Below are 21,011 nucleotides of genomic sequence, written 5' to 3'. Positions count from 1 at the left end.
CACCGTGGCGGTACTTTGAGCGCAGAAGTTACCCGACATAGAAGTGTGTTCATATTCAACTTTTGGCGCGTCAACCTATGCGCCTTGTCTCATCCATGCCCTGAGAAGCGCCTAACCCGGCTATGTTTTGAAATAACCGCGTTGTGCGTTTCATATAGACCATCAAACTAAAAGCAACGATGGTTATTCTGAAACCAGAAATGTAATCCAGATCTATCGTCGATATGCCCTCCCGTAATCTTCCCGTAGGCGCTTAGATCTTGACCAGTTCCCCTTTCGGTATCTGGGAGTGGTTCAAATCTAAGTGATAGAAGAGAAAGACACCACTGCTGGGCACGACACTACTCGGCACGGATGCCGTCGGAAAAGCGGATGGAGCCGCGTCCTAACTTCTTGGGCTACGTAACGCTGTTCTGATAGATGACCAGACCGCCTGCCAAGACGCCCTAATAAAATAGAAAAGGGTCCTGCAGCCAGCCGGCTAACAGGACCCTCTTTCTTGAGAGATGAAATGTATGTTCTCTGAACTTCGTCGCCTGCCCCTACAAGGAGCCTATAATGAACGCGCCCCCGTGAAGCCCAGCCAGGTCGTGCTTACTTAACTGAGATACGTTAATCGTCCTCCACAAGCGGCTTTGACGGACTCGTTCCCTGACCATACGTCCATTGCACCGCATATTGGAGCAGTTCCGACACGGTGTCGAAGCCGAGCTTTTCCTTTGCCCGCCGTCGGTACGTCTCAATGGTTTTCCGCGTCAGGTTGAGGCGGTCCTGGATCTCCTGAATGCTATAGCCTTCGCCGAGCATCTGAAAGACCGCCATCTCACGGTCGGTGAGTTCATCAATCGCGAAGCTGGGCGATGAAGCCCGTCCCATTGCCACCTTGTTCAGGATTCGCGATGCCATGTGGCGGCTCAGGTAAACTTCTCCATCATGAACGCGACGGATCGCCTTGAGCAGGCTCTGCGTCGGTTCACTCTTCATCAGGTAGCCCGATGCACCGGCGCGAATAGCACGCTCCGCATACACGTTCTCGTCGTACATGGAGAACACGATCATTCGCACGTCCGGGTGTTGTGCACGTACATTCTGCACAAGATCAAGGCCGTGCGCATCATCAAGCGAGATGTCGATGATGGCAACGTCGGGCTGTTTCTTCTCAATGAGACGGAATGCTTCATCTGACGAACCGGTCTCGCCGCAGATGTCCATGTCCATTGTCTGCTCAATGGTATCGGCAACAGCTTCCCGTATAGCAGGATGGTCGTCGACAAGGAAAACTTGTATATGGTTGGTGCGGGTTGGCGCTTTCTTGGTCATAGCACGGTAATAGACTATGCGTGTAGGTTGTGGCGGAGCCGAAAGCACCTCGCGGTGCCCTTTGTAGCCTGACTGCTTATGGCTTTGTTACTTATGGCCTTACATCATTCACTGGTAGCACTTGTGCACTGGTGAATCAGTATACAGCATCTTACCCACAGCGCACATGCTCTTTTGGAGCATATTTTACGCTCATTTAGGAGTATGCGCTTCTGCAAGCGGCTAACACTTCTTTCATTAAGATTACGTGCCTGTGACGAGCAAGGTTCTTCTTTTCATTACATATCGCTACCTGCTTATACCGTTCATCCATCAATAGATTCATTATAGGCACCTATCTCCTGCACTTCTGCGGGCTTCTGTAAGCTCATGGGCGCAGAAGAAGCTTTTCTGTGTTCATTATCGCTCCGTTATCTGGTCGTATAGCGCGACTAAGCGGTCTCCCATTCTTTCCCACTGAAACTGCGGCGCGGCACGGCGAGCGGCGTGGGCGTATCTTTCGTAGCTATGTGGATTGCGTTGCCACCGTCGAAGCACTTTCGCTGCGGCCTGTGCATCGCCAGCTGGCACAACCGCCCCACACTTGTGCTTCTCGACAAACTTTCTCCACAGCGGGAAGTCTGAGCACAAAATGGGTAGCCCGTAGGCCAGGTACTCGTAGAACTTAGTAGGGATGCTTTTCATGTAGTTAGCATGAGGCTCCATCAGGCATAAACCAACATCACTGTTCTCATACGAAGAGGCCATCCTCCGAATCGCCAGATATTCCTTCCATCCATTGAAGCGCACAGCGTCTTCCAGGTTATAGTTGATTACGAACGCCCCTGCATAACGGCGATCTTCTCGGATATTACAGATACCCGATATCTGAAGATGAGCTTTAATATTTTCGTTCCTGAGGATTCGGATGGTCTCAAGCATGGTGTCAAGTCCACGCGTTCGAGACGCGACCCCTGTGTAAAGTAGCCGCAACTCTCTACTCACTTCTGTTTTTTGGATTTCTGCTAATGAGACCTTACAGGAACGTGTCGCAGGGGCAAATCGAGTGTAATTTAAGACATATGTGTGAGGCACTTCTTCCGGGATGCAGTCATCGTATCCATCCTCAGCCACGACCACATGATCGACCCACCTGAAGCACCATTTCTCCAGGCCACGCAGTACCGCCCCCTCTATTCCTCCGCGTGCACTATAATCTTCATGCATATCATAGATAACGGCCGCCCCTGTCGTATGCTTCAGTAGCCACAGCAGGGGGATAAGCTCCGGGTCGTGGATATGGTACACATCGGCACGGAGAGCATACGCATGTTTGAAAAGAGAGACTTGCAGTCCGGCACGTGCGTATCGTTGATGCACCTGCGGAAGCGCATCAACAGCAATGCCGTCAATGATCGCCGAGGTATGCCGCTGCGCAACAAGGTGCACCCTGTATCCGGCATCACGAAGCGTCTTACACTGTTTATAGAAGATCCGTGGGTCCTGCGGATGGTGCACTGTAGTAAGGTGTGCCACACGTGCTCCTGACACATGACCCCGCGCTGGGTATGACATATATCCGTTTGGCGCTCTTGAACTGTGGGTATACTCTCAGAGCCTGTTTGGGTTTTGGTTTGCAGGCGAGAGCGAGCGCCGCTGAAGCGAAAATTGGACCACGATGGAGGTTCGTAGCCGGGGCTACGGGCCGACATCGGGGGCAATTTGCACCAGGGGCATGACCTTCGGCCCCAGTCCAGCGCCGCCGCTCGGAGCCCAAATTAAGAAATCAAAACAGGTTCTCAAGTATGGAGGCCGCACGCTCGTTCCTGTAAAGCAGTCTTTCTTTGTGATGCGCGAAGCAGTCATCATCTGCACGAGGAACCGTCCAGAGAGTCTTGAACGCACGCTGCGCAGTGTACAAAGACAGCACGGTGCCGACAGCCGATCCGTTTTTGTCGTTGATGCCAGCAGTGCAGTTGCGGCCACACGCATCCAGCGAATACTCATGGGTGCCCCACGTCTACGGTACCTGCGCTATCCTGGAACGCCTTCAGCAGCTTGCCAGCGCAATTACGGCATAGAACATCTCCCTGCTTCTGTGGAGTTTGTGCATTTCCTGGATGACGATGTAACCGTTCATTCTGGATACTTTACTGCACTTGTCCGCTTCCTCAATCATCATCAGTCAGCTGCCGGAGCCGGAGCCCGTATAGACGAACCCCAACCTTCAACAAACGCCCCGTCTGCAAGTCAACAGTTCTTTTTGCACAATGCTCGTGCGCGCGGGATCGTTCTTCCTTCTGGTCACACGACCTCTGCTCAGCAGATCGCACTTTCCCGTCCGGTTCAAACTGACTGGCTCAGCGGATGTGCTTCCACATATCGACGTGTATGGGTTGAACAACATCGCTTTGATAACCGGCTTATCGGGTACGCGCCTGGTGAGGACTTAGATCTTTCGTACCGGATTGGTCAAGAAGCGCCGCTGTATGTAGTACCCGATGCGTCGCTTACCCATCATCGTTCACCGGTAGAGCGCCTCTCTGCCACAGCATATCACCGCCTTGCGTTAATTCATCGCTACTGGTTCGTGCAAAAAAACATAGACCACCCGCTACGCTATCCGGCATTCTGGTGGGCAACATTTGGGCAACTGCTTGCTCAGGCCACGTCTAAAAAGGCGGTGAAGCACGACGCTTTGAGGGGGCTTGTGCAGGGTGTTTGGGCAATTCTTACCAGGGATCACCCCATCTTGCAGTAGCCGTAGCATTCATGGAGAGGCAGGGTTCAGAGACGTTAAAGGGATTTAGACAAAATAAAAAACGCGACTCGGCGTGAGAGCCAGGTCGCGTTGTTCTACCTTTAAACTTGTATGAGCGGGTGAAGGGATTCGAACCCTCGACCTTCTGCATGGCAAGCAGATGCTCTAGCCACTGAGCTACACCCGCTGGTCGCGTTGCTTCTTTTCAAAAGCACACTTTCAAATACAGCGCAGCACAATCAGTTCCAATCAAAACCGATCTTTGCGGATCCTTCGTTGAGGTCTGGCGAGTCGGCTACAGAAGCCTCTTCTTCCGGTACCGGCATCGTCCAGATCGTGGCGAGCGGGCTGGCCCCATATGCGTTCCAGAAAGCTTCTGCACCATCGCTGGCAGCAACGGTCGACAGACGAATCCGCTCCGCATCTACAGATGTCCCCCACGCTACCACTGTATCAACGAGCGCTGTAGCAATGCCCTTGCGCCGATGCGCGTCCGCCACGAACACCTCATCGATGTAAACCTCAGCACAGTCTTCGTACACAGGCGGCGGGCCCGTACGGTGGGCCCGCGCAAATCCCGCCAGTTCGTCTCCTGGCGACGTTACAACCCAAAGCTGTACCGTCGCATCGTCTATCCACACCGGCAGGTCGTTATTCCACCGCTCGGCGGCATCGTCGGCAACCGTTAACCGATTGTCGTGCCCAGCCTGCTCTTCCATGAACGCCGTCCACAGTTCGGTCAGCCGGTTTTGGTCGGCTAGCGTGGCACGGCGAATCGTGTAGTCAGCGTTCATAATAACATAGGGGCGACGAAGGAAGGAGACGAGGTGCTGTAGTTGGGCTACGCCGCTACCGGCTGGATACGCCCTTCATGCACAAGCTGCTCTGCGTTGAGAATTGCGCCGCCCGCCGCACCGCGAATGGTATTATGCGAAAGCGCTACAAATTTAACGTGGTTGACCGTGCACGCCTGAATGCGGCCTACCGTAACGGTCATGCCGTTTCCTGCGTACACGTGCTTACGCGGCTGCGGAGCGTCGGGCGCCGAATCAACAGTAACCAGCCGGTCGGGCGCCGACGGCAATGCGCTTACATCGACCGGACTGGTGTAGGTACGCAGTGCTTCTTTGACTGCCTCCGGACTGATCTTCTCACTGAAACGCACTGAAGCACATGCGAGGTGGCCATTTCGCACGGGCACACGGTTACACTGCGCGCTTACAGCGAGCTTGGCCTCTTGAATTGCGCCGTTCTCGTAAGTGCCCAGGATCTTACGCGGCTCCTCGTCAAGCTTATCTTCTTCGCCACCGATGTACGGAATCACGTTACCCAGCGCGTCGAGCGACGCCACCCCCGGATAGCCAGCGCCCGACAGCGCCTGCAGCATCGTAACCTGCACCGCTTCTACGGTAAAGGCTTCCACAAGCGGACGCAGAGCGCAGACGAGTCCTACCGTGGAGCAGTTTGGGTTGGTCACGATGAAGCCGCCGTTCTCCCACGACTGCTCATCGATCAACGCCGCATGCCCTGGGTTGATTTCCGGAATGAGCAAGGGCACCGTAGGGTCCATGCGGTAGTTCTTCGCATTAGAGATAACCGGAAAACCTGCATGTGCAAAGTCTGCCTCAATCTCACCGGCTACCGCCGAATCCAGTCCAGAAAACACAAGGTCGGCCTCTACCGCGTCGGGGGTGCAAGGCACAACCTCCATGTCAGCAACGGCATCCGGCATCGGACGGCTGCTAAGCCAGTTGGCCGCTTCACGATATGGCTTGCCAGCCGATCGTTCCGACGCGGCCAGCGTGTGAATAGAAAACCATGGATGATCGGCCAGGCGACGAACAAACGTCTGTCCAACGGCACCGGTAGCACCTAAGATACCTACACGTAACGTGGGCTCTGACATAAAGCGTAATAAAAGGGTTGGTGGGTGTAAAATCAGTTGAGTACAGGGGCGTGAAAGGGCTCTATCGTGCTTATACGCTGGCGCTTTGCCACACACTGAGGAAACGTACACTCCCAAAGCATACGTTTCCCTTGTATGCCCGATAGTTGCATGTCGTTGTTGAACGCATGTATCGGCTCGCACTTTACGCAACGGGTGGCCAGAATGCAATGTCAGGAGCGCCTTCAGGGACAATCTGCGTACCCGGAGCTTCAGGCCGGTCGATGCTTCGCACCTGCATGGGCACTGCACGGTGAGCCAGCGGACGGAGCGTCTTGGGATGCATGCCCAGCCGCCCCGACTCGGTCCACGCAAACGCCTGCTCCATCGTCAGGCGGTCCAGGCGTTGTGCCGCAGCGTCGGTACGTGGGTCGGCTGTGTAGATCCCATCAACGTCCGTAAAGCGCGTAAGAGAAGCCGCATTCAGGAAAGACGCAATCAGCGCGGCCGTGTAGTCGCTCCCCTCGAACCCCAGCGTAGTGGTTGCTCCATGCGTGCTCGAGCCGATGAAACCAGCTACTACCGGCACCGACTCAGGAGGCAACGTGCCAAACCATTCAGTAACCCCCGCTTCGGTCGCGGTCATATTAACGTTGGCTTCGCCGTGCGTATCATCGGTGTGAATGAGCGTCGTAGCTTCGCCCGCATGCGCCGCGATCCCACAGTCACGCAAGGTGGCTGTAACCATAGGCACCGAAAGCTGCTCACCTGTTGCCAGTACGGCATCACGCAGGGTGGGTGTGAAACCCGTATTGGCAACGTCTATCATCCGGGTACGTAGGGCATCTATGTGGTCGGCCAGATCAGACGCATAACGCTCTGCAGATTCCGATGAAAGCACCTCACGGGCCTGCGTGCGATGGCGCGTCGTCAGGTCATCGAGGAAAACGTCGAGTGCCGTTTCAACCGCGGCATCAGACGACTCGCGCGCTGCGACCACAGCCTGCAGCCCGCGGTCGAGCTGGCGCGTTACGCCCGCAAGGGCCGACACAACCAGTACAGGGCGAACGTCGTTGTGTGCCTCCTTCACCAGAGCTCCTATCGCACGCATCCGTTCAACCGAACCGGTGGCGGTTCCCCCAAACTTCATTACAACAATAGGGCGTGCATGCCGGTCAGATGGATGCATAGAGCATTGCGTTGATACGTGGTAAAACACACAGAATCAACCTTGTCGTTTTTTGGTGTGTTCCTCTGTCAACGCGACGAGGCTGTGCCCTTTGCCAATAATTCCGGCGGACGCGTTTGGTATTCGGGGAGACACGGTGGTATACTTTACAGTGCGGTGCTGTTTGCGGATTTAAGTATGTCAGCGAGAATACATTTACACCTTGTCCTCGCGAGGAAGGAGCCTGCGACCGACGCGGCGATCTCATGCGCCAGTTGGACGCGATTTGTCCTGCTTACAGGGCATAAGACTGCTGCGTCGCTGGCGCTCCTCGCAGTGACAGACTCGAAGGCTCTTTTGTGGACCTACTTAAGAGGCTGTGCCCGACAGACCGTTCGCTCTTGTATCATCGATCTTTTCTGATTCTGTGGACTCTCGCCTCGACGGACGTGCTATTGCTAAATCGGTACGTACAGCTACTCGTAATGCGGTTGAATCCTTCTCTGCGCATGCTGACCCACCCGCGCTCGCTGTGGTGCTGGTCGGCGACCATCCCGCTTCGGCCTCGTATGTGCGTGGCAAGAAGCGGGCGGCTTCCGAGGTAGGCATTCAGTCAACCGTGCACCGGCGCGACGATAGCATCTCGCAGCACGAGCTGCTGGACTTGATTCGCACGCTCAATGCCGACGACACGGTCGACGGGATTCTCGTGCAGTTGCCCTTGCCCGACCATATCGACCAGTACGCGGTGATTGAGACGATCGACCCGGCCAAGGATGTGGACGGCTTCCACCCCCAGAACCTGGGTCGGCTTCTCATAGGCACGCCTCAGTTTGTGCCCGCCACCCCCGCTGGCATTATGGTGCTCCTTGAGCGCGCTCTCGACGACCTGACCGGCGCTCGTGCTGTTGTTGTGGGGCGCTCGAACATCGTAGGTAAGCCCCTCGCCGCCCTGCTCATGCAGCGTGATGCCAATGCAACCGTGACTGTCTGTCACAGCCGCACGCGCAACCTGACTGCTCATACGAAGGCTGCCGATATCGTCATTGCCGCTGCGGGCCGCCCCAACCTCATCACAGCCGACATGGTCTCCAACGGGGTTACCGTCATTGATGTAGGCATCAACCGAGTCGACGACGACTCGCGTGAGCGGGGCTACCGGCTGGTTGGTGACGTCGACTACGACGCAGTCGCGCCGAAAGCACACGCCATTACGCCGGTACCCGGCGGCGTTGGCCCCATGACTATTGCAATGCTTCTACGCAACACGCTGCAGGCAGCCCAGCACCGGCGTGCATAGCATGCATGACCATGGGCATCGCTCTCTCTCATATGGTGTGTCTGTTATGCCCTCCGTTCAGCACAATCCGTACGTACAAGCCGCCGACACCACCGACGCTCAGGCGACCGTGGATGAGATCACGCCTGAAGATGCAGCGGATAGTCTCGAAGAGTTCAACCAGACGTTTCGCGAGGCGGTCCGGCTCTTTCTGGAAGGCGATCTTGAATCCATGTGGACGCAGCTGCGCATCAGTGCACTTGACCTGGCTGCTGTCTTCTTGCCCCGCCTGCTGGTTGCGACCCTTGCGTTCTTGTTCTTCTACACGGCGTACCGGCTCATCGATGCCACGTTGTTCCAAATTCTCGACCGCAGCGACCGGGTAGATGCAGGACTGCAGAACCTGCTCCTGAAGACGTATCGGGTGATTGCCGTCACATTTATCGCCATCATTGTGCTTGGACAGTTAGGGGTCGACGTTACCGCACTCGTTGCCGGGCTCAGCATCGCGGGTATTGCCATCGGTTTCGCGGCCCGCGATTCGCTGGAGAACTTCATCTCAGGCGTTACCATCCTCGTTGACGAACCATTTCTGGTGGGCGACTATATCGAGGTCGAGAACCAGTACGGGCAGGTCGACGAGATCACTCTTCGCTCTACGCGCATTCGCACGGTGCGAAACGAAATTATGGTGCTGCCGAATTCGTTCATGATCAGCAACCGGCTCATCAACCACACCAAGCGCAACACGGTGCGCGTAGATATCGACTTCGGGATTGCGTACAAAGAGTATCCCGATGAGGCTCGCCAGGTCGTACTCGGACTCTTTGAGGATGACGACCGCGTAATCTCGACCCCTGGCCCTACCGTCGTTGTGGTCGAGATGGCAGACTCCAGCGTGAATATGAAGCTCCGGTTTTACCTGAAAGATCCGTCTCAGGAGGTGCCTATTCGATGGGAGTACACCGAGAAGGTGCGGGAGGCCCTGCGAGAAGCCGACATTGAAATTCCTTTTCCCCATCTGCAGATGTTCTTAGACGAGGCCCAGGCCTTAAACGACTCGGTGCTCTTCGACAAGCCTCCGACGCAAAACGGCAATCAGAGCAATACCTCCAACGGAAACGGCGACCGCCCGCGCCCCTAACCCGGTGCGCCTAACCCGGCAGCATGTTAGCTGGCGTTCCTGCTCATTCCTTTTTCGAAATCACTCATTGGGGCCTTTTCCTTCCCGTCGTGCAGCAATATGAGCCCGAGCGTCGGCTCGTGCATCACGATCGAGTTTCTCATCCCAGTTCACCGACCGGAGTCCTTCAAGCTGCTCGTGTGCCGTCAGATCCAGCTGCATGGGCGTTACGGCAACGTAGTCATCGTCAATGGCCGCAAGGTCATTATCGGCACCACTGTCCAGGTTCACGAAGGTGCCCGATAGCCAGTAGTACGGCCGGTCAAGCGGGTCGGTGCGTGCCACAAAGCTCTCTTCCCAGCGCGCCTTGGCTTGCCGGGTGATACGCACGCCTTCGATCTCGTCAAACGGAAGCGCCGGAATATTGACGTTCAACAGCGACCCTGCCGGCAGCCCTTCGTTGAGGACGTGCCGGCTCAGCATGCGAGCGTAATATCCGGCCGCTTCAAACTCATTTGACGACCACGAGCAAAGCGAGAAGGCGATAGCCGGATAGCCCATGATTGCTGCTTCGGTAGCAGCGCTAACCGTTCCGGAGTACAACACGTTTACCGCTGTATTCGGGCCATGATTGATGCCACTCACCACCAGATCCGGCGGGCGATCCAGCAGCTCTTGCCCGGCCAGCTTAATGCAGTCCGCGGGTGTTCCGGCGATTGACCAGGCCTTTGTTGGCCCCGAGGGCACTTCGAACCCATACGACTGTGCACGCACCGGATCGCGCACAGTGATGGCGTGTCCTACTGCACTCTGTTCGCTTTCAGGAGCGGCAATAATAAGATCCCCCAGTCCGTCGAGAGCCGAAGCCAGTGCTTGAATACCCGGCGCATCGATCCCGTCGTCGTTGCAGATCAGGATGCGCGGGCGGTCACTATTATGAGACTGATTTGTGTCTGCCATACGTATGCATCTATCTATTGGATGAAGGCTTTTCTGGGTGCTTTTTGAGCAGGCCCGTTGTAGGGCTACGACAGGGCTACGAGCTGCCGTCCCTATTCGTAACTCTCTTCTTCGTTAGGAAAAGAGCGTGTGCGCACGCTGTTTACGTATGCTTGTACCGCCTCAGTAATTGTCTTGTCAAGGCGCGCGAAGCGTCGCACAAAGCGGGGGTTAAAGTCGGTGGTTAGCCCAAGTGCATCATGCGAAACCAGCACCTGACCGTCGCAGTCTGCCCCGGCTCCAATCCCAATTGTTGGAATATCGAGTGCCTCGGAGACCCTTTTGCCAAGAGCTGATGGAATTTTTTCAAGAACGAGCGCGAAGCACCCGGCCTCTTCGAGAGCCTGTGCTTCCTCAATCAGACGCGCTGCTTCGTCCTCATCGCGCGCACGTACCTTGTACGTACCGTAGTTGTGTATGCTCTGGGGCAAGAGCCCCAAGTGCCCCATCACTGGAATGCCGGCCGAGATGATGCGATTCACAGTTGGGAGCACGTCGTGCCCGCCTTCCAGCTTAACAGCGTGGGCCTCTGCTTCTTTCATCACCCGGATAGCCGACGCCAGCGCCTCTTTAGAATTGCCCTGGTACGACCCAAACGGCAGGTCAACCACAACGAGCGCACGCTGGATGGCGCGGATAACGCACTGAGCGTGGTAGATCATCTGATCAAGCGTGATGGGCAGTGTGGTCTCATGCCCCGCCATTACGTTTGAGGCCGAGTCGCCCACCAGCAGTACGTCGACCCCCGCCTGGTCAAAAAGACGCGCCGAGGTGTAGTCGTATGCTGTAAACATTGCTATAGGCACTCCTTCTGCTTTCATGTTTTGAAGGGTTTGCGTAGTAACGCGCGGCACGTCGGCAGGCGCCGGGCGAATCGTTTCTGTGCTCATAGGAATGTGGGACAAAGAGAAAGCAAAAGTGGGTAGATGGCGCGCTGTTGAATGCTTGCTGCCCACCAGCGCATGGGCATACGTATGGTAGTTCTAAGAGCCTGTTTGGGTTTTGGTTTGCAGGCAAGAGCAAGCGCCGCTGAGGCGAAAATTGGATCACGATGGAGGTTCGTAGCCGGGGCTACAAGCCAATATCGGGGGCAATTTGCACCAGGGGCATGACCTTCAGCCCCAGCCCAATGGAGCCGCTCGGAGCCCAAATGAAGAAATCAAAACAGGCTCTAATGGTGCGACACATGCGAAGTAGTGCATATGCAGCATTATGCAGTACAGCCGGGTCTCCGCTGGTGGGAGACCCGGCTGCATAGGCTCGTTCCGAAACGAAAAGAGAGGCTTAGTTGGTTCCGCCACCCATTGGATCTGTTTCGAGAGAGGGCCCTGGCTCAACCTGCGACTCGTCAATGTCGATACCCAGGCGGGTGGCAACATCGAGCGTGATGTTCACCACGTCGTTGGTTGTGCCGCTTACGTACAGCAGCGCCTGCTCGCGGAGCACCAGGTCGAGATTCTGCTCAGCAGCTACCTCGTTGATCGCGTCCTGTAGCTCTTCAAGCAGCGGGCGCATCAGCTCCATTTCACGCTGAGCGAGCTCCTGCTCGGCTTCTTGCTGAGAGCGCTGCAGCTCGACTTGCATCTGGCGTAGTTCGTCTTCACGCTCCTGGCGGCGCTCATCCGAGAGCAGCCCTTGCTGCTGCTCGTAGCGCTGAACCTGCTCCTGAAACTCCTGCTGCATCTCCTGCAGGTTGCCCTGCAGACGAACAGTTTCTTGCTGCAGGTTTTCCTGCACATCTTGGATGCCCGGCATGTTTGCAAGCACCGCTTCCTGATTTGTGAATCCGATGCGCTGCTGAGCCTGCACATCGGCAGTTCCCCAGGCAGCAGCAAGGATGAGCGCGAGAGCGATAACAGAATATCGGTTGAACATAGTGGGTTGGTTTGTTTGAGGAGTATTCGGTGCAGTGCCTAACAGGCCTGCAGAGTAAACGTGTAACAGCGGTCCACTTATATGAGACGCGCTGTGCCGTGTGGTTTAGTTGGGTTGCTCGAAGTCAATCCCAAGCTCAAAGATCACGTCTTCGGTGAGGTTGTGCTGAGGGCGTGCAAACATAAACAGATGGCTGTCTGCCTTATCAAATACATAGTCATATCCGCCTCCTTCAGCTACCGTCTCGACAGCTTCAAGTATGCGCTCCTGAAGCGGGCGCATAAGCTCTTGCTGACGCTGGAAGAGCAGTCCGTCGGGGCCAAAATACCGGCTGCGGAGTTGCTCCACCTCTCGGCGGGCCTCACGAATGCGATCTTGTTGGCGCTCGCGCTCTTCCGGCGTGTATAGCAGCTCGCGAGCTTGAAAATCTTCGATAAGGTCTCGCACCTCATCTTGTTGAGCCTCAATCTCGGAGCGCCAGTCCCGTTCGAGCTGGTCAAGCTCCTGCTGAATAGACCCGTACTCAGGCAGCTGGTCGAGCACCTGATCAGAGTCGATATATCCGATCCGTTGCTGGGCAGCAACAGAAGACGTTCCAACAAGCAGGAAAAGAACAAATAGTAATGTAGTAACGAGCCATGCTGTCTGGTATTGCCTTTCCGCATCCGCAAACGCCAAATTCATAGCCGGTAGCGCCTCCCGACGACCTGAACGGCTTGCGGAGCATTCACGGTAAGACATATGCAAATCATTTTGAGAAACGAGAGCAAGATACAAACGCCTGCGAAGGCGCGGCTGCCCGGCAGGTACAGCCGGGGCGCACTACGTAACCATAGCAGCACGGCGCGATGCATGAAAGCATGAAACGCTATGGCGCAGCAGCCCTCCGCCAACTCTTCAATGCTTTGTAACACGTTGGCCGGGCGCGCTCAGCATCTTACTGAGTCCATTTTACTAAGTCGATCAAGCTACCCAAGCTACTGCTGCGGCCCTCCCTGTCCAAGCGAGAACTGGAAGCGCCAGCCGGGCGTGCCATTTTCGCCGCGCTGAAAGGGCACGAAGGTATCGAAGTTGTACCCGTAGTTAAACTCGATCATTCCTACGATGGGCAGGAAGAGCTTCACGCCCACCCCTGCCGAGCGGAAAAGCTCCGACGGGTTGTACGTGTCGAAGCTATTCCATGTGTTAGCAGCATCCAAGAACAGATACGGGGCTGCCTGCAGCTGTTGTGATTCGACCGCCTTAAACCGGAACTCTGATGTATACTTGTTCAAGATGCGTCCACCAACAGGGGTTACCTGGTTGCGAACCGTCTCGCGAGGACCAATCACCCGTGCCGGGTACCCGCGCATTGGGATCGGTTCGGTACCGAACTGGAATCCGCTGAAGTCAAAGAGCGTACCGCCCACCTCGAAGCGTTCGAAGGCGACATCATCGCCTGTAATCGAGCCGATGTATCCGAACTGCGTTCCGAATCCGAACGAGAATCGATCGCCCACCGGAATATTCCAATTTGTGTTGAAGCGCCACTTGTGGTACTGTACCAGGTCGCCGATCGGGGGCGCAATCTCTGCAGACAGGCGGATGCGCGACCCACTGCGTGGAAACATCGGGTTGTCGAGCGAATTGCGCGTGAGCGCCTGCCGATAGGTAACGGTCTGGTTCACGCCCTCAGGAAGGCTCGACAGCAGTCCGCGGTCGTTACGCCAGTACTGATAGCCAACCCCAAACGACAGGTTAAAGTTATCATCAGGCCAGCTCAGGCGGCGTTCGAAAAACAGATTGGAGCTAATCTGGGTGAATGTACCCTCGCTTGAGCGACGTGCGCCAATCGAAATAGGCTCCTGTGAGAACTGGGTAAATGAAACCGACCCCCCTACAGGGTTGGGGCGCCCGCGGAACCAGGGTTCTGTAAAGGAAAGCGAGTAGCTCTGAAAGAACGTCCCGTTCGTGCGAACATTGATGCCGAGGCGCTGGCCATCGCCTGATGGTAGCGGACGCCAGGCGCTACCGTCAAACATCCGTTGCGTCGAGAAATTGTTAAACTGAAAGCCCAGCTGCAGCACAAGTCCGAAGCGTCCCCACGTGCCAGAAAGCTCAAGCTGGTCGCTTCCTACCTCTTCGAGGTTATAGGTCAGGTTAACAAGGCGTTCGCTGTCGTCGACATCGAGTGCGGGCCCTTGCCCGAGCGACTCCTGGCTAAAGTAATTCAACTGCATCAGGCGCCGGATCGACTCCTGTATCGCGCTGCGGCTGAACGTTTCCCCGGGCACCGTGAACAACTCGCGCCGCACCACATGGTCTCTTGTTTTCGTGTTGCCTGCCACTGTAATGTTTCCAAAGTCGTACGTGTCACCCTCGCGGATGTCAATGCTGATATCGAGCGAGTCACGCCCTACGACACGGATTGACGGATCTGCGTTGAACTGCAGGTAGCCACGATCAAGGTAGAGTCCTGCTACATCGGTACCGCGCTCGTTCCCCTGAAGGTTCTGTTGCAGGCGCCGCCCGTTGTATACATCGCCAGGAGCTAATCCAAGGCGCTCACCGAGCAGTTCATCCGGATAGACGGTGTTGCCCTCCCAGTCAATATCGCGGATGTAATACCGGTGCCCTTCTTCAACCGTCACCTCAAGCACGATATCGCCATCGGGCTGCTGTACTGTCTCGTGGCTAACGATGCGCGCGTCGAAGTACCCGTTCTCATCGTAGTAATCGATAACCCGGTCAAGGTCATCACTCAGCATGTCAGGGTCGAACGTGGCACTGCGCCAGAAGCGCCACCAGCTGCGTTGCTTGTTCTCGTCGAACTGGCTGCGGAGCCGCCCGTCCGAGAACACTTCATTCCCTACGAACCGGATGTTATCGATTTTGACTTTATCGCCCCGGTCGACCCGAAAAACGAGGCGCACCTGGTTGTCTGCAATGTTGTTACGCACCACATTCACTTCAGCATTGAGGTAGCCGTCTTCGGCATAGTGGCGCTTAATCATCTGCACTGAACGCTCAATGTCGCCCTGTCGTACCGGACGGCCAAGCAGAAGCGGAAGGCGGTTCTCAATATCGCGCCGATCGCTTCGACTCATACCCTGCAATCGAAACTCACCCAAGCGTGGTTCGGGCGTTACCTCAATCACGATGCCCACGGTATCTTCAGTCCGTTCCTCTTGGTAGATGCGGACATCGGAGAAGTGACGGATATCATAGACCGAGCGAATGGCTTCCGCAATCGCCTCGCTCTGCGGAAGCTGTATTTGCTGCCCCTCTTGCAATCCGCTCGTCTGGATCACAAAATCTTGCATCCGGTCTTCAGCCCCTACAACCCGAATCGTTGATATAGTTACCTCTGTTTGTGCCGCAAGGTCTGCTGCCCCCGGAGGAGGAGCTTCTTCAGGAAGAGGGGTTTCTTCCGGACTGGGAGTAGGGGTCGGAGTGGGCTCAGGCTCTACCTGTGCCTGAACGGCCCAGGGAGTACCTACAAAGAGCACCAGTGTGAGCAGAGCCACAGGCCCCACGAGTCGGACACGGTCCATCATACAGGTCGAAATTGCAGTCACGAAATTAGGAATCCAGTCGAGAGAATGCAGTCGACGCCAGCACGCTACATAAACGGGCTAAGCGACTCTATTCGTATCGCCATGTGCGAACACGGGCGGTGTGGCTGTCGGGGGTGGCTCTCATCCATAATGCCTCCCACATGCTTGCGCGTCCGTGTGTGCCTTCTGAATGGCATGGTGGATGCGTGGCAGAAGACCGCCCAGGTCAAAGCTGGCATCACGAGTCCGAAGAACAGGTTTCGTATCCGTTTCCGTTGACCGGCACGCGGCCAAAGCGACGATCGCGGTCTTGGTAGCTGCGAATCGCTTTGTACAGTTCTTCTCGGCGGAAGTCGGGCCAGTAGCAATCAGTGATGTACAGTTCGGAGTATGCGCTCTGCCACAGCATGAAGTTCGAGAGCCTGTACTCCCCTCCTGTTCGGATAAGCAGATCGGGATCGGGGATATTTCCGGTGTCCAGCAGCCCGCCAACGATGTCTTCGTCGACATCTTCCGGATCGATAACGCCGTTAGCAACCATCTGGGCGAGCTGCCGCGCTGCCTCGGTCATGTCCCAGCGGCCGCTGTAAGATAAGGCCAGCACGAGTGTGAGGCCGGTGTTTGAAGCTGTTTTGCGCACTGTCTTCTGAATCTCGAGCTGGCAGCGGCGGGGTAGCTGCGAGAGATCACCGATCGTCTTAAGACACACGTTGTTGTCTACCAGGTTGGCACGCTCTTTCTTTACCGTGTGCGCAAGCAGCCGCATGAGCGCCTTCACCTCCAGCGTGGGGCGGTTCCAGTTTTCGGTGCTAAACGTGTAAAGCGTAAGGTACTCAATCCCAAGGTCGATGCATGCATCAATGGTTTCGCGCACCGACTCAACGCCCTCATAGTGGCCAGCATACCGCACCTGGCTACGCTGGCGCGCCCATCGCCCGTTACCGTCCATGATGGCGGCCACATGGCGTGGCACTTCTCCTCGCTTGTGCAACAGCTCTTGCAATTGCGCGTCGTCCACGTTAGCAGGCAGATAATGGATGGAGGAAGTAAGGTATGATTGGTGCTGAGGATGCAAGCCACGAGCACAACGCACCGCAGACGGGGGTGTACCTTCCGACATTGCTGCGTTACAGGTCTTTCCAATACACCTGCACGAACAGCACGAATCAACGTTTCATGTACTGCAGGCGTATCCGTGTGCAGAATTGGACAAGCTAAGTGATATCAGGCGGACTTACAACGTATCTTATGGCTATGCTCTCGGCAAAACGTTTCGCTCAACACACGGTGAACAGATGGACCATCGCAGAGGAACCTGCATGTGCACCGCCCGTGCTTCGCGCTACGTTGGCACTGACTACAAGCGCAATATGTCATTGAAGATCAAGAAGATCATGAACCCGAGCAAGAGCAACATGCCTACCTGTTGAGCTACAAGCCGCACACGAGTAGATGGCGGACGGCGTGTGATACCTTCGTAGATTAAGAACATGAGCTGCCCGCCGTCCAAGGCCGGGATCGGCAGAATGTTCATGATAGCCAGAGTGATCGACAAGATCGCCACAATGCGCCAGAAGTCGACCGCTCCAGCTGAGGCCGCCTGGCTCGTTACCTGTGCAATGCGTACCGGCCCTCCGAGGTTATCGCGCACGTTATCGCGCCCCACGATGATGCGCTGCAAGCTCACAACGATGTTTTCCGCATACTCCCAGGTTTCTACAGTCCCTGCCAGTAACGCCTCGCCCGCCCCGTACGTGCGGGTGCGCTGTCCAAACTCGGCCGCGAGCATGTCGGGGCTTGGAGTCGCGATGCCAATGACGTAACGGTTGTCGCCTTCTTCGTGATCAGGCGTGATGACTGCTTCGTAGAGCGCTCCTCGCTCGGTTTCAGCAACCAGCTGCGCACGTTCCGACGCCCTGTTCAGCGAATCGGGACGCAGCCATCGAATGGTCGTGGGCGCCCCGCCTGTCTCTTGCAGACGCTCTGCCATCTCTTGCCAGAACCGTATTGTATCACCCGCCACGTGCACGATACGGTCGCCCTGCTGTATGCCAGCCTGCGCTGCCGGACGACCTTCAGGCGCCATTCCCACAATAGGCGGAATAAACGATATACCCAGCGGCGATCCGACGCCCTGACTGGCTCGGCTAATCTGGGTCATAATGTCGCGCGGCCCCACCAGCGTTTGTGACCCGGTGCTTCGGTCAACCGTAATGGTCAACGTGTCAGCAAGCAACGCTCCTGGACTGAGCTGCTGAAACGTCTCAAATGATTCGTTATTGACAGCCAGGATGCGATCGCCGGTGCGCATGCCCATCTCGTAGGCAACCGATCCCTCTTCCACATAGATCGCCTCTACATTTTCAGCAGGGATGTACGCGTCTCCACTACTCCACTTGATCCCGGCAAAGATGACAGCCGCCAGAATCACGTTAAAGATAACGCCCGCCGTAATCACGACAATGCGCTGCCACACCGGCTTCGATCGAAACTCGTGATCTTCCGGCTCTTGCTCTACATGCTCTGTATCGAGATTCTCGTCGATCATACCGCTGATCTTTACGTATCCCCCCAGCGGGGTAGCCCCAACTACGTATTCGGTGTCGCCCATGCGACGCCCAAAGATCGTAGGCGGGAATCCGATCGAGAACCGCTCGACCCGCATCCCAAAGTACTTTGCTGTAAGGAAGTGGCCCAACTCGTGAATAAAAACAAGGATTGTAAGGGCGAGCAGCACCCAGATCGTAGATGTAAGAATGCTCAGCAGCAACTCCATGCGTGCGCCGTACGATGGGATCTATGAAGGAAAAGCGTGGACGTACCGTGTCATCATGAACGGCATCCGTTCAATTAACGCCTGTTACGGGTAGTTCCTTTACAGGATGCGGGGGCTACGCATAAACGGACTCTGTCGGTTTGCTGATACACTGTTTTGCACGCAGGAAACGCCTGTTCGCGGCGAAGGTAGCATACGACCTACATGGTTCTTCTTGAGACCTTCCTACTGCTCAGCCTTATGTCTTTCTCTGGGGCGCTCGCCTTTCTACGCATGCTTGCCACCCGTGCACTGCACAGGTCTCCTTTTGCCAGACTCCGTGATACCCCTCGGCGCAATAGTGACCGGGGGACGTCCTCTTGGAACGAAACCTGTGCTGAACGGCAGAACCTGGCATGCCCCCACTACGCCTTGGAAATGCCAGTTGGTGCACCGCTCATGATGCCCCTTACGATGCTGCTTGGGCTCTTTGTTGGAGTCGCACTGCTCCTAACCGCAGCACCGGGGCACGCGCAAAACCGCCCCACGCCTCCCGCCCCGCCAACGCCTACTGCCGAGGCCGACTCGTTCCAGCACGCGCAGCAGCTTCTGCAGCGCGGCAATCATGACCGGGCTATTGCGCTCCTCAGTGGGCTTGTAGACGACTACCCCAATCGCCTAACATATCAATATGAACTGATTGATGCCTACGAGGAAACCAAGGCATACGATCAGGCGATCGCGCTGCTGGAGCAGCGTGCAGGCGACGCCCCTTCGGTGAGCGACCTTGCGGACCTCGGACGCCTACAGTATCTGGCCGGGCGGGAAGCCGCCGCGCATGATACCTGGAACGCCGCGCTCGACCAGCGCCCCGATCGTGCCAGCACCTATCGCAGTGTCTACCATACTCTGTCGACCCTGCGGCGCTTCGACCAGGCCGTATCTGTCATGGAGCGGGGCCGCGATGCCCTTGACGACCCGGAAGCATTTCGCACCGAACTCGCCCACATGTATAGCCTGGCCGGACAGCACGCCGATGCGATGCGCGAGTATGTAGCTCTGCTCAGCACCGACGAACGGCGCCTTCGCTTCGTTCGCAACCGCCTGCAGCCCTTCATCGACCAGTCTGGCGACGTTGGCGATGCCCTTGCTGTACTGGAAGCAGCCGTAGCAGATCATCCCGACAACGAGGCGTACCTCGACTTGCTTGCCTGGCTGTATGCCGAACAGGAGGATTACGACCAAGCGCTCTCGGCATACACCCGGCTCGACAAGATGCAGAATACAGCAGGCGACCGGCTTCTCGACTTTGCTGACCAAGCGGCCAATGCCAACGCATTCACGGTAGCCGAAAACGCGTGGCAGACCATCCAGACCACCTTTCCCGAAACGGATGCGGCCGGACTTGCACAGAAGAAAGCAGGCGACCTCGCTTACCGGCGTTGGACGCAGGCGCGCCCCTTTACCGATGAAGCCATGCGCTTCGCCAACGAAGCCTGGGATACCTACCATGCAGCTGTTGAGGATACAACGCCACGCGAAGCTCTCGAAGACTACGGCGAAATGTGGATGCGTATTGCTGAACTCGCTCTTGACACCAAACAAGATCTCGACGCTGCACGTCGCGCCCATGCTGCTCTATCCGAAATCGACTCTTATCGTCAGGAGCGTACGCTCCTTTCCGGACGCATTGCACTGCGCGCACAGGACCTTTCAGCGGCGCGCGAGGCGTTTGCATCCCTCAGTACTGGCGAGCCCACAACAGCAATGGAGCGTACGGCCCAGCATCGCCTGGCTCTTTTGGATACGTACGATGGCGACATTGAGAACGCCAAGAGCCGACTCGAAGCGCTGCTTGGCGATCTTTCCGCTGAGGTTGCCAACGATGCCATCGCTCTTCACGCAGCATTGCGTCACTTTGCTGGTCCCGACTCTACGCATGCGGCGCTCCAGTACTATGCGAGCGGTATGCTGTACGAGTTGCAACACCGCTGGTCCGCCGCCGATGCAGCCTACGAGGCGCTTATCACGGAAATCCCCCGCCATCCCCTGACCGAGCGAGCCCGCTACCACCGGGCTGCCCTTGCCGTGCATCTCGAAGGCGTTGACACCTCCGCACAGGCCCTGCAAACCTTTGCCACACAGTTTCACCGCCACCCCTGGGCCGACCGCGCGCTCTTTGAAGCGGCTTCGCTCCTTGAACACGCCGCCAATGAGCCCGCCGAAGCCCGGCGCCTGTACATGCGTCTTATTGAGCAGCATCCGCGTTCCGTGTTTGCAAGCGATGCCCGTACGCGCATCCGTCAGCTTCCGGCTTCGTAACGCTGTCTC

At 56.6% G+C, this 21,011-nt stretch carries 16 protein-coding genes and 1 tRNA gene; 4 read left to right on the top strand and 13 right to left on the bottom strand.

What is annotated here, in order from left to right:
• Positions 1-612: 612 nt before the first annotated feature.
• A complete protein-coding gene (locus tag ACZ48V_RS08105) occupies positions 613-1,320 on the bottom strand; it encodes a response regulator transcription factor (RefSeq protein ID WP_464538246.1) in 708 nt (235 codons plus the stop codon).
• Positions 1,321-1,719: 399 nt separating this feature from the next.
• Positions 1,720-2,835 carry a glycosyltransferase gene (locus tag ACZ48V_RS08100; protein ID WP_464538245.1) on the bottom strand — a complete coding sequence of 372 codons (1,116 nt, stop codon included), beginning with the start codon at positions 2,833-2,835 and terminating at the stop codon, positions 1,720-1,722.
• Between the two features lie 199 nt (positions 2,836-3,034).
• Here ACZ48V_RS08100 and ACZ48V_RS08095 point away from each other — a divergent pair, with 199 nt between their 5' ends.
• On the top strand, positions 3,035-4,060 hold the full coding sequence (locus ACZ48V_RS08095; protein ID WP_464538244.1) for a glycosyltransferase family 2 protein: 1,026 nt from the start codon (positions 3,035-3,037) through the stop codon (positions 4,058-4,060).
• Positions 4,061-4,174: 114 nt separating this feature from the next.
• Here the strand turns inward: ACZ48V_RS08095 and ACZ48V_RS08090 are convergent.
• From ACZ48V_RS08090 to ACZ48V_RS08075, 4 genes are all read right to left on the bottom strand, one after another.
• A tRNA-Gly gene (locus ACZ48V_RS08090) sits at positions 4,175-4,247 on the bottom strand.
• 52 nt (positions 4,248-4,299) lie between these two features.
• Positions 4,300-4,854, bottom strand: a complete 555-nt coding sequence (locus ACZ48V_RS08085; protein WP_464538243.1) for a GNAT family N-acetyltransferase — start codon at positions 4,852-4,854, stop codon at positions 4,300-4,302.
• A gap of 47 nt (positions 4,855-4,901) precedes the next feature.
• Positions 4,902-5,966, bottom strand: a complete 1,065-nt coding sequence (asd, locus tag ACZ48V_RS08080) for an aspartate-semialdehyde dehydrogenase (protein ID WP_464538242.1) — start codon at positions 5,964-5,966, stop codon at positions 4,902-4,904.
• A gap of 184 nt (positions 5,967-6,150) precedes the next feature.
• The gene (locus ACZ48V_RS08075; RefSeq protein ID WP_464538241.1) at positions 6,151-7,134 is read right to left on the bottom strand and encodes an aspartate kinase; all 984 of its coding nucleotides are present in this window, start codon (positions 7,132-7,134) and stop codon (positions 6,151-6,153) included.
• 406 nt (positions 7,135-7,540) lie between these two features.
• Between ACZ48V_RS08075 and folD the strand changes: the two genes are divergently transcribed.
• Positions 7,541-8,413: a bifunctional methylenetetrahydrofolate dehydrogenase/methenyltetrahydrofolate cyclohydrolase FolD gene (gene folD / locus ACZ48V_RS08070; protein ID WP_464538240.1), complete on the top strand. Its 873-nt coding sequence runs from the start codon at positions 7,541-7,543 to the stop codon at positions 8,411-8,413.
• Positions 8,414-8,459: 46 nt separating this feature from the next.
• Positions 8,460-9,536: a mechanosensitive ion channel family protein gene (locus tag ACZ48V_RS08065; protein ID WP_464538239.1), complete on the top strand. Its 1,077-nt coding sequence runs from the start codon at positions 8,460-8,462 to the stop codon at positions 9,534-9,536.
• Positions 9,537-9,596: 60 nt separating this feature from the next.
• Here the strand turns inward: ACZ48V_RS08065 and surE are convergent, their stop codons facing one another.
• The 7 genes from surE to rseP form a co-directional block, all read right to left on the bottom strand.
• A complete protein-coding gene (gene surE, locus ACZ48V_RS08060; RefSeq protein ID WP_464538238.1) occupies positions 9,597-10,475 on the bottom strand; it encodes a 5'/3'-nucleotidase SurE in 879 nt (292 codons plus the stop codon).
• Positions 10,476-10,567: 92 nt separating this feature from the next.
• Positions 10,568-11,389: a 3-methyl-2-oxobutanoate hydroxymethyltransferase gene (panB, locus tag ACZ48V_RS08055; protein ID WP_464543113.1), complete on the bottom strand. Its 822-nt coding sequence runs from the start codon at positions 11,387-11,389 to the stop codon at positions 10,568-10,570.
• 409 nt (positions 11,390-11,798) lie between these two features.
• A complete protein-coding gene (locus tag ACZ48V_RS08050) occupies positions 11,799-12,389 on the bottom strand; it encodes an OmpH/Skp family outer membrane protein (RefSeq protein WP_464538237.1) in 591 nt (196 codons plus the stop codon).
• 105 nt (positions 12,390-12,494) lie between these two features.
• On the bottom strand, positions 12,495-13,073 hold the full coding sequence (locus tag ACZ48V_RS08045) for an OmpH/Skp family outer membrane protein (RefSeq protein WP_464538236.1): 579 nt from the start codon (positions 13,071-13,073) through the stop codon (positions 12,495-12,497).
• A gap of 293 nt (positions 13,074-13,366) precedes the next feature.
• Positions 13,367-15,925 (bottom strand): outer membrane protein assembly factor BamA, encoded by a 2,559-nt coding sequence (bamA, locus tag ACZ48V_RS08040; RefSeq protein WP_464538235.1) that lies wholly within the window; start codon positions 15,923-15,925, stop codon positions 13,367-13,369.
• A gap of 238 nt (positions 15,926-16,163) precedes the next feature.
• The gene (locus ACZ48V_RS08035) at positions 16,164-16,943 is read right to left on the bottom strand and encodes an isoprenyl transferase (protein ID WP_464538234.1); all 780 of its coding nucleotides are present in this window, start codon (positions 16,941-16,943) and stop codon (positions 16,164-16,166) included.
• 339 nt (positions 16,944-17,282) lie between these two features.
• Positions 17,283-18,701, bottom strand: a complete 1,419-nt coding sequence (rseP, locus tag ACZ48V_RS08030) for an RIP metalloprotease RseP (protein ID WP_464538233.1) — start codon at positions 18,699-18,701, stop codon at positions 17,283-17,285.
• Between the two features lie 438 nt (positions 18,702-19,139).
• On the opposite strand from rseP, the gene ACZ48V_RS08025 reads away from it, so the two are divergent.
• A complete protein-coding gene (locus tag ACZ48V_RS08025; protein ID WP_464538232.1) occupies positions 19,140-21,002 on the top strand; it encodes a tetratricopeptide repeat protein in 1,863 nt (620 codons plus the stop codon).
• Positions 21,003-21,011 lie beyond the last annotated feature (9 nt).

This window comes from Longimonas haloalkaliphila, assembly GCF_055379825.1.
The sequence above is the reverse complement of the archived record's forward strand: the minus strand, read 5'-3'. Positions and strand labels throughout refer to the sequence as shown.

Excerpts from the sequence above, each read along its gene's own strand:
- ACZ48V_RS08050 (WP_464538237.1), bottom strand. The coding sequence starts at position 12,389 with ATGTTCAACCGATATTCTGTTATCGCTCTCGCGCTCATCCTTGCTGCT.
- ACZ48V_RS08075 (WP_464538241.1), bottom strand. The coding sequence starts at position 7,134 with ATGCATCCATCTGACCGGCATGCACGCCCTATTGTTGTAATGAAGTTT.
- bamA (WP_464538235.1), bottom strand. The coding sequence starts at position 15,925 with ATGATGGACCGTGTCCGACTCGTGGGGCCTGTGGCTCTGCTCACACTG.
- ACZ48V_RS08065 (WP_464538239.1), top strand. The coding sequence starts at position 8,460 with ATGCCCTCCGTTCAGCACAATCCGTACGTACAAGCCGCCGACACCACC.
- surE (WP_464538238.1), bottom strand. The coding sequence starts at position 10,475 with ATGGCAGACACAAATCAGTCTCATAATAGTGACCGCCCGCGCATCCTG.
- ACZ48V_RS08095 (WP_464538244.1), top strand. The coding sequence starts at position 3,035 with ATGACCTTCGGCCCCAGTCCAGCGCCGCCGCTCGGAGCCCAAATTAAG.
- ACZ48V_RS08105 (WP_464538246.1), bottom strand. The coding sequence starts at position 1,320 with ATGACCAAGAAAGCGCCAACCCGCACCAACCATATACAAGTTTTCCTT.
- asd (WP_464538242.1), bottom strand. The coding sequence starts at position 5,966 with ATGTCAGAGCCCACGTTACGTGTAGGTATCTTAGGTGCTACCGGTGCC.
- ACZ48V_RS08025 (WP_464538232.1), top strand. The coding sequence starts at position 19,140 with ATGATGCCCCTTACGATGCTGCTTGGGCTCTTTGTTGGAGTCGCACTG.
- ACZ48V_RS08045 (WP_464538236.1), bottom strand. The coding sequence starts at position 13,073 with ATGAATTTGGCGTTTGCGGATGCGGAAAGGCAATACCAGACAGCATGG.
- rseP (WP_464538233.1), bottom strand. The coding sequence starts at position 18,701 with ATGGAGTTGCTGCTGAGCATTCTTACATCTACGATCTGGGTGCTGCTC.
- ACZ48V_RS08085 (WP_464538243.1), bottom strand. The coding sequence starts at position 4,854 with ATGAACGCTGACTACACGATTCGCCGTGCCACGCTAGCCGACCAAAAC.